Source organism: Streptomyces sp. NPDC056738, assembly GCF_042790435.1.
Lineage (GTDB): Bacteria > Actinomycetota > Actinomycetes > Streptomycetales > Streptomycetaceae > Streptomyces.
In genome coordinates this window covers 601,286-614,009 of the sequence record NZ_JBHTZF010000002.1, presented here as the reverse complement: position 1 = coordinate 614,009, position 12,724 = coordinate 601,286, and the positions used below count along the sequence as shown (strand labels likewise).

The window sequence follows — 12,724 nt, the reverse complement described above, 5'->3', positions numbered from 1 at the left end:
CGGGCCCCCTCGCCCTCCCGGCCCTTACGAGCCGGTGGACGAGCCCCCGGGCGACGTGGCGGCGGGGGCGGACGACTCGACCCCGGTGGTCGCGCCGGGCTCCGGGGTGTCGGCGGAGCTGCTGTCGGGCGAGAACGCCGCCACGCCCACGAGCACGGCCAGCAGGAAGACGACGGCTCCGGCGGCCGCGCCGACGACTCGCCGCCGGTCCGCGAGGAGGTCGCCGACCCCCGAACGCTGGCGCCGGCGCGACCGGTGGCCGCCGCCCGCGGTGTCCCTCATGACCGAGGGCAGGGCGTACGTGGTCGCGGGGCCCGCGGCTCTGACGGGCTGCCGGTGACGCCCCGGCTCCGGCAGCGCGGCCGGGAGCGGCTCGGCGCGCCCCTGCCAGGAGCCCGAGCCGTACCAGGCGGCCGCCTGGAGCGCGGTGGGCCTGTCCTCGGGCTTCTTCGCGAGCAGGCCGAGCAGGTGGTTCTCGAAGGCGGGCGGCAGATCGGCGCCCAGCTCCCGCGGCGGAGTGGGAGCGGTGTCGAGGTGGTGGTGGAGGACGGCGACGGGGCTGCCCGCCTGGAACGGCGGCCGTCCGGTGAGGAGTTGGTACAGGACGCAGCCCAGCGAGTACATGTCGGAGGGCGGCCCGGCGGTCTTGCCCAGGGCCCGCTCGGGAGCGAGGTACAGACTGGTGCCGACGATCTGCCCGGTCGCGGTCAGACCGCCCGCCGGATCGTCCATGAAGCGGGCGATCCCGAAGTCGCCGATCTTGACGCTCCCCTCGGCGTCCAGGAGCAGATTGCCCGGTTTGATGTCCCGGTGCACGATGCCCTGTTGATGGGCGGCGGCCAGACCCGCGGCGGCCTCGGCGGCGATCCGCGCGACCCGGTCGGCGGGCAGCCGCCCGGCGCCGGTGAGGACGCCGGCGAGACTGTCGCCCTCGACCAGCTCCATCACGAGGAACAGCCGGTTCTCGTAGGCCCCGAAGTCCAGCACACCCACCACGTGACGATGGTTGAGCAGGCCCGCGGTCTGGGCCTCCAGACGGAACCGGGCCGCGGCCGTCGGGTCGGCGTCCTGGGAGAGGAGCAGCTTCACGGCCACGGACCTGCCGATCATCTCGTCGTAGGCCCGCCACACCTCCCCCATCGCGCCCCGCCCGAGGGCCGTCTGCAGCCGATACCGTCCCGCTATCAGCACTTGTGCTTCATCCTCACGCCGTTGGGATCTCGTCGATCGCCACGGGTCGATTCCCTCCCGAGCATGAGTGATCATCGGGGCGCCGCAGCAGGTTGAGCCTACTGCCAACACGAGGGTGATCAGACGCTGTTCACCCTCGGCCTCAAGATCGCGAAGAACCGTTCGATGTGCCGTCGGACCCTGACGGAAAGTGACTCCGAAAGCACCTCAGGGCCACATGGACCACAACGCGAGGTAGCGGTCACAGCGGCCTGGAACACCCGAAGCCGGCGCACTCCGGGCGGCCCGAGCGAACGGACCGGGGGAACGGCGCGGGGAACGGATCAGGGGAACGGACCGGGGGAATCGCGCGAGGGAACGGACCGCACGAGGCGTGTGCGAACGGACCGCACGAGGTGTGCGCGCGGGCAGCGCGGGCGAACAGGCCCACGCATTGGTATGGACCTGACAAGAACCTCGCACTATCCTCGTCCACGCAACTCTGAGAGCGCTCTCTCCTGCCCTTCGCCCCACTCACCGACCTTCGGATCGACGAAAGGCAACCACCGTGAGACGCACCACAGTTCTGCGCATCGCGCTGACCACCGGCTTACTCGCCGCAACCGCCACCCTCGGACTCACCCAGGCCGCAGCCGGTGAAGCCCCCCTCACCGCCACGGCGACCCGGGCGCCGGCCTCCTCGGCCGTCCTCTCGGCCATGCAGCACGACCTCGGCCTCACCCGGCAGCAGGCGACCACCCGGCTCGCCCAGGAGACCGCCGCACGCGCCGTCGAGCGGGACGCCCGGCGTGCGGCCGGCGCCTCCTACGGGGGCTCCTGGTTCGACGCCGGGAGCGGCAGACTCGTCGTCGCCGTCACCAAGGCCGCGTCACGCGGTGCCGTGGAGGCGACCGGCGCGCGGGTCACCCTGGCCAAGTACAGCGAGCGCCGGCTCGACAGCACGATGGCACGCCTCGACGCGCTCGACGCACCGGCCGGCGTGAGCGGTTGGCACGTCGACCCGCGGGCCGGCTCCGTCGTCGTCGACGTGGTCTCCGCACACAAGAATGACAACGATGTCCGGGCCTTCGTCGCCCGCGCCCGCGCGTCCGGTCCCGTGGTCGTGCGGCAGACCGGACGGACCCCGAGGACGTACGCGGCCGGCACGGTGGGCGGAGACCCGTACTACACCGGCAACGTCCGCTGCTCCATCGGCTTCTCGGTGTACGGCGGCTTCGTCACCGCCGGGCACTGTGCCCAGCCGGGCGCGGGCGTCAGCGGCTGGGACCACAGCTACATCGGCACCTTCCAGGGCTCCTCGTTCCCGGACAACGACTACGCCTGGGTCAACGTCGGCAGCGGCTGGTGGACCGTCCCCGTCGTCCTCGGCTGGGGCACCGTCTCCGACCAGCTCGTCCGGGGCTCGGGCGAGGCACCCGTCGGAGCGTCGATCTGCCGCTCCGGCTCGACCTCCCACTGGCACTGCGGCACCGTCCTCGCCAAGAACGAGACCGTCAACTACAGCCAGGGCGCCGTGCACCAGATGACCAAGACGAGTGTCTGCGCCGAACCCGGCGACTCGGGCGGCTCGTTCATCAGCGGCGACCAGGCACAGGGCGTCACCTCCGGCGGCTGGGGCAACTGCACCAGCGGAGGCGAGACCTGGTACCAGCCCGTGAACGAGATCCTCAACCGCTACGGGCTCACCCTGCACACCGCCTGAACCGACCGCGCCGACCCGCTCGCTCGCCGAGCGGGTCGGCGTGCCCGCGTCGCCGTCGAGGCGGTCGCCGTGCACGATGGGCGGGTACCTCTCTCGCAGCTTCGGAAGGGTTCCTCGTGATCAGCATCCCGGACCGCACGGCCCATGACGGTACGAAGATCCCGGCCGTCGGCCTCGGCACCTGGCCGATGGACGACGCACAGGCAGAGGAGGCCGTGAGCCGAGCGCTCGGCATGGGGTACCGGCTCGTCGACACGGCGACCAACTACCGCAACGAGACCGGCACCGGACGGGGCGTCACCCGCTCCGGCGTCCCGCGCGAGGAGATCGTCGTCACCACCAAACTGCCGGGCAGGCACCACGGTTACGAGGAGACGCTCGCCTCGTTCGAGGAGTCGCGCGGCCGTCTCGGACTCTCGTACGTCGATCTCTACCTGATCCACTGGCCCCTGCCCCGCGTGGACAAGTACGTGGACTCGTGGAGGGCGATGATCGAGCTGCGCGAGGCGGGCCTGGTCCGTGCGATCGGCGTCTCGAACTTCACTGCCGAACACCTCGGCCGCCTGGAGGCCGAGACCGGAGTGCTCCCCTCGGTGAACCAGATCGAACTCCATCCCCTGCTCCCCCAGGACGAGTTGCGCGCCTTCCACGCCGACAAGGGCATCGTCACGGAGAGCTGGAGCCCCCTGGGCCGCGGCTCCCGGCTCCTCGACGACCCCGGGATCGGAAAGATCGCCGAGGTCCACGGAGTGACGCCCGGTCAGGTCGTGCTGCGCTGGCACACGCAGCTCGGCGCGGTGCCCATCCCCAAGTCCGCCGACGCCGGGCGCCAGCGGGAGAACCTCGACCTCTTCGGGTTCGAGCTGTCGCCCGCCGAGATGGCGGCCGTCGGCGACCACCCGCGACGGCGCCTCGGCGGGGATCCCACGACGCACGAGGAGTTCTGAGCGCCGGAGCCCCGGAGCCCCGCTCGTGCCGGTTCCGCACGGCGGGGCTCCGCGGCGACGGACTCTCCCGGTCGCCCGGCACCGGGACGCGACATCCTTCCCACGGCCTCACTTCAGGTTCCCGCCCCCGCCGGAACCGTCGCCGTTCATCGCGCGCGGGCACCCAACCGGCATGGAACGCCGACGCTTTCCCGCCGTCGCCCCACGCCGTACGGCCCCCGCCCGCACTCCGCGCGCACCCGGCACCGTGTCCGCCGTGCGTCTGGAACTGGTCACCCTCCGCGAGGACCGCGCCGTCATCACCTGGTTCACCGGAACACCCGCCACCGGGAACGGGCGAGGCCCGCTGCTCCCGGCCGTCACCGAGGGCGAGGTCGTCTACGGGACCCACCCGGCGCGGCTCAACCGCTCGGCCTCCGAAGGCCGTCGCACCGCCCACCACACCGTGGAGCTGAGCGATCTCGAACCCGGCCAGACCTACTACTACCGGGCGCACTCCCGGGGTTCGGCCGCCGTCCCCGCTCCGCTGCATCTCGTGCGGGGCAACGCGGTCGGAACCTCCCCGCACGGGCTCGGCTCGTCCGGCGGCCCGTACTGCTTCACGACACCGGAGGCGCCACCGGGCCGTCATGTGATGTCGATCGCGCTGTGCAACGACCTGCACCTCGGTGAGACCACCGCGGGTCTGGTGGCGGGCGTCCCGCTGCTGCGCGGCGTCTCGCAGGAGCGCGGCCTCGCCCCGTACCCGGAGATCATGGCCCGGGCCCTGGTCGACGAGGCGCGCCGGCGCGGCGCCGACCGCCTGCTGGCCGCGGGCGACATCTCCGCCGGGGGCGCGCCGCGGGATCTGCTGACGGCCAGACGGATCCTGGACGGCTTCGGCAGGCACGGACGGGACTACTTCGTCGTACGGGGAAACCACGACCGGCCCCGGTCCCACGGCCCCGGGGTGCCGGACGACGGTTTCCGCGACGGCTTCCTCGGGAGCGACGGTCCCTCCTACTTCGCCCGTCAGCTCGGCGGGCTGCGGATCATCGGCCTCGACACCTACGACAAGCGCGGCCACGGCGGCGACGCGGGAGAACTCTCCCGCGACCAACTGCGCTGGTTCCGCGCGCGGTTGAGGGAGGATCGCGAGCGGCCCACCGTGGTCTTCGGGCATCATCCGCTGACCGTGCGCCACTCGCTGTTCCCGGTGACGAGCGGGCAGCGGCTCGACCGTCGCCAGGCCCGGAGCATTCTCGACGCCTACGCCGCCGCCCCCGGCGTCTTCCTGCATCACTCGGGGCACACCCACCGCAACAAGCGCACCGTTCTTCCGCAGGCCGGGCATGTCACCCTGCAGGAGGTGGGCGCGGCCAAGGACTTCCCCGGCGGCTTCGTCCTCCTACGCGTCCACACCGGCGGCTACGCGCTCAACTACTACAGGAGCAACAGCGAACCGGCCCGGGAGTGGAGCGAGCGGGGCAGACGGCTCGCGGCCGGGCTGTGGCCCCAGTACGCCTTCGGGCGGTCCGTCCGCGACCGCAACAGCGTCACCGTCCGCGACCTCTCCGGTCTGGCGCCGCCGGTCCCGGCGAGCGGGGCGGCCGGCGGCGCCGGGTAGGGCGGCGTGCGGCGTACGCCGCGTGCTGCCGGACGCGGTGCCGCCGTCCGCTCATTGCATGACTTCGGGTACCCATCGCGCTCCGCGGAGGTGCCGTGCGACGCCGTGCGGGTCATCGTGGAGGGGTCTTGCGACTGATGGGGGAACCGGCATGCCGATGCTGCTGATCAAGGGGTCGTACAGAATCGTCGGGGCCAGTCCCGACGGCGACTCGGTTCGTTTCGTCCCGGACGATCCCGCGGAGTGGGACCTGCTGCGCGGGCGGAAGGTGCGCCGCAATCTGGCCGGCGGGGCCCAGCTCCGGCTGGACGGCATCGACACCCTGGAGACCCACTACCGGCCGCCGCACGGGCCCGAACTCCATCAGCCCGCGCCGTACGCCGGCCAGGCCGCGGAGGCCCTGCTCGACTGGCTGGGTTTCGAGGCGGTGGAGCGGGGTGCGAACGGAATCGTCAGGAGCAGTACGCCCGAGTCCGTCCCCGGCTACATCCTGACGCGCAGCGCGGACGTCCACGGGCGCTGTGTGGCGCTCGCGGGCCGCGGAACCGAGGCTCCGGGTGCCAGTGGGACGCTCGTCACCGTCACCGCCGAACACCTTCGCCTGACCGCCAACCACCATCAGCTCGCCGCGGGCCTGGCCTACCCCACCTTCTACCGCAACCTCTACGTGGACCTGCGGCGGGAGCTGTCCCGGGCGGCGCGGCGGGCCCGCGAGGACGGGCTCGGACTGTGGCCGTCCGACCAGACGCTGAGCGGGGCGAAGGTGGAGGGCCCGGCGTCGCTCACCGATTCCGCGGTGCTGCTGCCCAAGCTCTTCCGGCGGCTGGCGGACTATCTGCAGCTCAACGACGGCGACCCGTCCCTGGAGGGCTTCCGTCCGTATCTGGAGCAGCGCGAGGACCGGCTGCTCGTCCTGTCCACCGGCCAGTGGACCGGCTTCGACACGATCGTGGACGTCACGAACGGCGACACCGTGCGGCTCGACCTCCCTCCGGAGGACCTCGTCTTCGACGAGAAGTAGGCGTCCACGGGCTCCGGCCGGTGCGCGGGCCCCGCGTGCCGGCCGAAGCCCGGTCCCGAGGTCCGGGGCCGGCCGGCACGCGGGCCGGTGCGCACTACGCCGGGTCGTGCACCGTGCCGGTGAACTCCGGTCCGTCGTGCGGCCGGCCCGTCTCGTCGTGGACGGTCAGACGCAGCCGTACCGTCTCCTCCGGCTCGGCGAGCCGGTCCCCGACCGTGGGGACGGAGAACTCGGTGCTCGTCCGGCCCGCGGGTATGCCGGCGAACAGGAAGAATCCGCTCACCTGGGAGAGCGGCCGTGACGGCAGCGGTTCCTTGCCGGACATGTTCCGCAGCCACTGCGGATCCACGTCGGTGGTGGACAGTTCGTGTCCGCCGGTGACGCGGAGGACGGAGATGTCGGACTGCACGTCCACGTCGGCCGGCGCGGAGAGGTCGATCCGCCAGGTCAGCTTCCGGCCCTCGGCCGCGCGGGCGGAGGGCGGGGTCACCTTGAGGGTGGGCATCGGATCGTCGTTGCGCGCGGTGACGCCGCCCCGGTAGGCGCCGATCACCGCGCCGTGGACGGCCTTCACGTAGACGTCGTGGGACACGTCGTAGCCGTAGCGCTTGTCGCCGCGGACCTCGACGTCCACGTCGGGGGCCGGGGCACCGGGCCGTACGGTCACCTCACGCGAGGTGGTCCGGCCCGTGCCCGGATCGGCGACGAACAGCCGGACCGTGCCGTTCCCGTGCCCGGTGACGCTCACCGGCACGTGGTAGGTCCGCACGCCCGTGTCGCCCTCCTCGACGGTCAGCCGGCCGACGTCGACGCGGGCGAGGTCCGCGGCCCGCACCGCGGGGGTGCCGGGGCGCCATCCCCACGAGTCGAGCAGCCATGCCCGCCCGGAGCGGGTGCGCGGGACGATCTCCAGGGACGTCAGCCGGTGCAGGTCGACTCCCGCGCGGATCGCCGCGGTCAGCGGCAGCCGGACCTCCTGTCCCCAGTAGGAGGCGGTGCGGTCGGTGCCGGGCAGGCCGTCGACGCGGGCGCTCCCCAGCGTCGCCCGGTGGCCGGCGGCGTCGGCCAGCCGGATGTCGAACGTGGTGGTTCCGGTGTTCGGCGGCACGATCAGTCGCATCGCCAGAGCCCGGGAGCCCACGATCGAGACGGGCCGCGCCGAGCGGACCCGGACCGTGGAGCCGGCCGCCGTCCATCGCAGGGCCACGGCACGCCGGCCCGGTTCCTTCGACGGCGCCCACGGGGCGAAGTGCGGCGAGACACCGCTCCTGCCGGAGCCGAGGCAGGCCGCGGACACGACCTCGGTGACCTGGTCGCACAGGGTTCCGCCCTCGACCGAGACCTGCCCGTCGGGCAGGAACGCCGGACTGCGGTGTCCGCCGACCGCGTGGGTGAGGACCCGCGCGGGACCGGCGGAGGGCGCGCGCCGCCCCGAACCGTCGAGCAGGGGCCGCACACGGTCGTCACCGGCGACGAACAGCCGTGCGGCGGCGGCTATGTAGGTCGCGCCCGCGGTCTGCTGCTGACGCGCCGTCAAGCGCGTGGCGGTTCCCGGCGAGCACACCCGGTCGGGGGTGTCGCCGCTCCAGAAGTCGTCCTCCGCGGGGGCCTGGGCCTGGCCCGGGGTCCATTCGCTGTTGAAGAAGTTGTGGTCGGCTCCGACCATGTAGACGGCGCTGTGCAGGGCGGCGCCGCGGCTGACCCCGCGGGTGGCGTCCACGTACATCTGACCCTGGAGGTCGGACACATCGCCGTCGCAGCCGGGCAGGATCGTCGCGGAGGGCACGTCGGGCGCCGGGTTCTGCCCGAAGACGGTGGGGCCTATGAGGACGGTGCCGCGGATGTGCCAGCGCACCGGACCGCGGTAGCCGTCCTGGTCGGCCGGGGCGGGGTAGAGGCTGTCCATGGCGGCCCGGTTCACGCCCTCGCCGCCGCGCGAGTGGCCGACGAGCAGGACGCGCGACAGGTCTGCGGGGGCCGACCGCCGTACGATCGGCGGCGCGGAGTCCGGGTGGGCGGACCAGGCCGCCCAGCGGGCCAGGTGCTGCCGCACCAGGGAGGACCGGGCCTGGGCGCCGCCGTCCTCGGCCGCGTAGTCCTGACCGTTGATGCCGTTGGCGGCGATGGACACGGTCACGTATCCCTGCGAGGCCAGCAGCTTCTGGTCGGCCAGGTATCCCCGGTGGCTCGGGATGGGTCTGCTGCCCGCGGGGCAGGGCCATTCACCGCCGGTGTCGTCGCCGTGGCCGGTGTAGCAAGTGGCGTGACGGCCGTGCAGGAACAGGGCCAGCGGCCGGTGTCCCGGGGCGTTCGCGGGCGCGACCACGACGGCGCGCATCTCCACGCGCGCGGGCAGGCCGGGCAGACGGACCGAGGGGAGCTCGTAGTCGCCGGTGGCCGTCCGGTAGGGACCCGGCTTCCCCGGGTCGACGGCGTTCACCGGAAGGCGGGTCGAAGGCCGGGCCGACAGTCCGGGAGGTGCCGCGGGTCCGTCCGGCGCGGCGGGCCGGTCGCTTCCGGCGCCCGTGGCGTCCAGGCGCCGTTGGCCGGTCCGCGCCTGGAGGCCGGAGGGTTTCCCGAGGGGTGCCGGGCCCAGTGCGAGCCGGAAGGTGCGGCCGTCGGGCGAGCCGACGGGGCGGCCGAGGAAGCGGTCCCCGGAGTGGAAGGTGACCCCCGCGTCACTGATGGGCACCGGCTCGTCCGAGCGCCAGACCAGTTGCCGTGCCGCTCCCTCACCGGTGAGACGCCATCCGGCGGGAAGACCGCCGGGGTCGTCGGCCGCGGTGGCAGCGAGCCCCGCGGACCGTGCGGAACCCGCTGTGTTCTGGTGTGCCTGGATCGATCCTGGCGAGCCCGCGAGCGCCGCGAGTAACACCGCGGCCACGACCCCTGTGCGCCGGACACGGAACAAGGTTCTTCTCCTCCTGGTCGGCATTCGCCCCCGTCGCCCCGTTGGTCCCGAAGCGCTCCCCCGTCCCACGAGGACGGAGGAGGGAGGCGGAGGGTTGCCTCGTGCCGTCGGCCTTTCGCGGCCTCAACTCCGGCACAGGAAAGCGGAGTCGGGCGGTCCGGTGAGGAGGGTGGCCGGTGCGGGGCCGGTGGCCCCGCAGCCGTGCCCGGACACGTGCCGGAGGAAGGTGCTCAGTCGTCCTCGGGACAGATGAAGGTGCCGGAGGGTCCCCAGCGCGTCACCGGAGCCGCCTTCACGTCCACCGCACCGCACGTCAGGTCGTCGACGACGGCGCCGTCCGCGGTGATCTCCCGGATGTCGACCTCTTTGTCCACCGGGTACTTGCGGCCCTTCCCGAAGGTCATGATCCCCGACTCGCCGACGAAGTCGGTGACCCCCGTCGACTGGAGATACGTGACGACGGCACTGGGGGTGAACTGCGGGTCGGTGTCCAGCATGTCGTTCATCACGCGGAAGAAGACACGCACCGCGTCGTAGCCCGCGGCGGCGTCGCTGTCGGCGGAGACGTCGTAGGACTCCTTGAAGCCCGTGGCGAAGGGGCCCTTGGCGTCGGGCAGGCTGAACTGGTTGTAGAAGAGGCGCAGCGAGCCGAACTCCCTGGGCATCGTCTCCGGATGCTGCACGAGTCCGGGGGCGGGGCTCTCGGCCAGCACGGCGACGCGGCCCTGGCGCGTACGGCACTGCTTGTCGCTCTGCAGGTAGTAGAAGAGGTCGTACATGACGCTGGACCGGCCCGCGTAGACGACGAAGCCGTTGGTCCTGCGGATCAGCGCACACACGCTGGCCGCCACGGCGGCCGTCCGGCTGTCCTTGCTCGATTCGCCGTACGGCACCGGGTAGACCGGCCCGGCCGAACCGTAGGCCCGGGTGAACCGCTTCTTGAGGTCCACGCTGAAGTAGGCGTCGTGCGGGTCGAAGACCAGGACGGCGGCGGGCGCGGTGTGGCCCGGCGCGGCCCGGGTCAGGGCCTGAAGCCGGGGCGAGCGCCGGGCGAAGGAGGCCATGACGCGCGCGACCCGCTCGTCCGGGGCCGAGAGCTGGAAGTACGACACCGGGGAGTCGCCCTCGACCATGGGCTGGCCCGAGACTCCGGTGCCGAGGACCGTGACGCCCTGGGCGTCGAGTTCGATCGCGGCCTGGAGGGACTCCGGACGGCTCTGGGTGAGGCCGATGACACCGGCGATGTGATCCCGGTGAATGCGCCGCACGATCATGTGGGCCACATCGACCCGGCTGTCGTTCCGTGTGTTGAGTCCGCCGTGCGAGCCGAAGGTGAAGTACTCCCCCGCGTTGGCGACGAGTAGCCGGATCGGCATCTGGGACTTGAGGTTCAGGTGGTTCATCCGGTCCTGGGCGAGCAGTGCTCCCCGCAGCATCTGGAAGCCCGTGGGCACCGTGCGGCGTGATGTGGAGCCGACGCTCAGCGGAGCGAAGAAGACCAGGGTGCGATAGGGCTCCGACCGGTCGACCTCCGCGTTCTGGCGGCCCAACCGGTCTTCGAGGGAGCGCAGTTCGGGCGCGTACAGGCCGTGGGCGAGCTCGCATCCGTCGCTGCCGTCGGTGAGCCCCACGCGCTCGCCCGTGCCCACCCGAGGACACCAGGTGTCGGTGGCACGGGACACGGGCGGGGTCTCTGCACGGTGTCGTGTCCCGCCGAATCCCGGCACCCGCGCGAGTCCGGCGGCGACCACCGCCATGACCGCGAGGACGGCCACGCCGGCCACCGCGGGGCGCAGCCAGTCGCTCCGACGCCGCTCGCGGGAGCGCACGGTCCGCTGCACCGCGGGCCGTTCGGCGCTCGTCCCGTTGTCGGGCACGCGGGACAGCGGCACCGCACGGACCGCTTCGGCCGACTGGCCGGCGGCGCCCGCGGCGAGCACCGAGGCCACGGCCCGTGCCGTCGCGCCGTAGGTGCCGGGCCGGGCGTTCTGGCCCGGCACGCCGGGCCGGGGCAGGGCGGCGGCGTAGGGCGGGATGTCCGCCGTGGCGGCGCCCAGGACGAGCAGCGGGCAGGTCCCGGTCTCCTCGGACACGGCGGAGAAGGAGTTCAGGAGTTTGCGGCTCGGGGAGCCGTCGCCGCCGACCGTCGGCAGCAGCAGGACGAAGGGCCATCGCCGCCGTGGTCTGCGCGCGCTCCACACCGGCGGACGGGCCGCCCGGGCGAGGTCGTGGAGGAGCGCGGTCAGCAGGATCTGCCGGACCACGGCCTCGTCGCGGGCCGACACGGCGGACGCGGCGGACCTGGCGGCCGCGGCGGCGGGATCCCCGGCGTCGGCCCGCGCCTCCCGGTCGGCCCGGTCCTGGGCCCGGGACCGCAGATGGGCGTCGCGCAGGGACAGGGCGGCGTTGAGGAAGCTGCGGCCGGGCTCGTCCAGCATCCCGCCGACCCACCGGAAGCGTGCGCCGCGGTCGATCCGTACGCCGTACGACCAGCGCCACAGCCAGGCCAGTGGTGTGGTCACCAGTCTCGTGATCGCCGACCAGTGCCGCGCGCCGAGTTCCTCGCCGAGGGCGCCGACCTCGGCCGCGAAGCCGAACTTCCAGGCGTACTTGTCGTAGATCCGGTCGCGCACCGCCCGCCGTTCGTCCCTCACGTCCCCGTCGGGGATGTCGGCGCGCAGCACCGACAGACAGGCGTCGAACTCGGTCAGCCGCAAGGTGCCGGAGCCGTCCGGCATGGTGACGCGCAACTGCCGGGCCACCCGGTCGAGGAGTCGTACGTGGGGGCCTTCGGGCCGGTCGGTGTCCTCGCCGGGGTGCTCGCAGGCCAGCAGTTCCTCGTCGACGAGCGCGTGGGGCGCGAGGCTGGCCAGGTGGCCCGTCTCGCCGGTGCTCAGGCGTACGAGGCGGTGGTGGTAGGCGTGCACCAGGGCCGACAGCGCGGGATCGGGCTCGCCCTGTCCCGTGTCCGCCGTCGCGGCGCCGGCCGGGGTGGTGCCCTCGGTGCTCGCGTCGTGCGCGGGCTCGCGGGTGAACAGCAGGGCGGGCAGCCGGTGTCCCGGACTCTGCCGCCGGTGCGGGACACCGTTGCGGCGGTCGACCACGTACCGGTCGATCACTCGGACGATGTCGTCGAAACCGCTGGGGAGGACGAGATCGTTCTCGTTCGTCCGATGGGGCTGCGGCACGCGGGTCCTCCCGGATGCTGGGCAAGAGGAGGCGAGCCTAGGAACGTTCGGAGGGTTTCAGGACGCTTTGCCGCGAAAAGGCACTCCTTGAACGATGACGACCGCTTGTCTTTCGGATGGGACACGCGCGGGCTCCGGCGCCGTGGGGGGACGTCGGA

7 protein-coding genes are annotated in these 12,724 nt (G+C 73.0%); 4 read left to right on the top strand and 3 right to left on the bottom strand.

The window, feature by feature from the left end; all coding sequences use genetic code 11:
- Positions 1 to 24 precede the first annotated feature (24 nt).
- Positions 25 to 1,191 (bottom strand): serine/threonine-protein kinase, encoded by a 1,167-nt coding sequence (locus ACFRIC_RS06425; RefSeq protein WP_382780252.1) that lies wholly within the window; start codon positions 1,189 to 1,191, stop codon positions 25 to 27.
- A 547-nt stretch (positions 1,192 to 1,738) separates the two neighbouring features.
- On the opposite strand from ACFRIC_RS06425, the gene ACFRIC_RS06420 reads away from it, so the two are divergent.
- From ACFRIC_RS06420 to ACFRIC_RS06405, 4 genes are all read left to right on the top strand, one after another.
- On the top strand, positions 1,739 to 2,893 hold the full coding sequence (locus ACFRIC_RS06420) for a S1 family peptidase (protein ID WP_382780249.1): 1,155 nt from the start codon (positions 1,739 to 1,741) through the stop codon (positions 2,891 to 2,893).
- A 116-nt stretch (positions 2,894 to 3,009) separates the two neighbouring features.
- Entirely contained in the window at positions 3,010 to 3,840 is an 831-nt protein-coding gene (locus ACFRIC_RS06415) for an aldo/keto reductase (protein WP_382780247.1), read from the top strand.
- A 172-nt stretch (positions 3,841 to 4,012) separates the two neighbouring features.
- Positions 4,013 to 5,446, top strand: coding sequence for a metallophosphoesterase (locus ACFRIC_RS06410; protein WP_382780244.1), 1,434 nt, complete (start codon positions 4,013 to 4,015; stop codon positions 5,444 to 5,446).
- A 151-nt stretch (positions 5,447 to 5,597) separates the two neighbouring features.
- The gene (locus tag ACFRIC_RS06405; protein WP_382780241.1) at positions 5,598 to 6,467 is read left to right on the top strand and encodes a nuclease; all 870 of its coding nucleotides are present in this window, start codon (positions 5,598 to 5,600) and stop codon (positions 6,465 to 6,467) included.
- 94 nt (positions 6,468 to 6,561) lie between these two features.
- On the opposite strand, the gene ACFRIC_RS06400 is transcribed toward ACFRIC_RS06405, so the two are convergent.
- Positions 6,562 to 9,378 (bottom strand): hypothetical protein, encoded by a 2,817-nt coding sequence (locus ACFRIC_RS06400; protein ID WP_382780238.1) that lies wholly within the window; start codon positions 9,376 to 9,378, stop codon positions 6,562 to 6,564.
- Positions 9,379 to 9,608: 230 nt separating this feature from the next.
- Complete coding sequence (locus ACFRIC_RS06395) at positions 9,609 to 12,566, bottom strand: hypothetical protein (RefSeq protein WP_382780236.1); 2,958 nt, start codon at positions 12,564 to 12,566, stop codon at positions 9,609 to 9,611.
- Positions 12,567 to 12,724: the final 158 nt, after the last annotated feature.

Coding starts and splice junctions, on each gene's coding strand:
- ACFRIC_RS06410 (WP_382780244.1), top strand. CDS start 4,013: ATGGAACGCCGACGCTTTCCCGCCGTCGCCCCACGCCGTACGGCCCCC.
- ACFRIC_RS06405 (WP_382780241.1), top strand. CDS start 5,598: ATGCCGATGCTGCTGATCAAGGGGTCGTACAGAATCGTCGGGGCCAGT.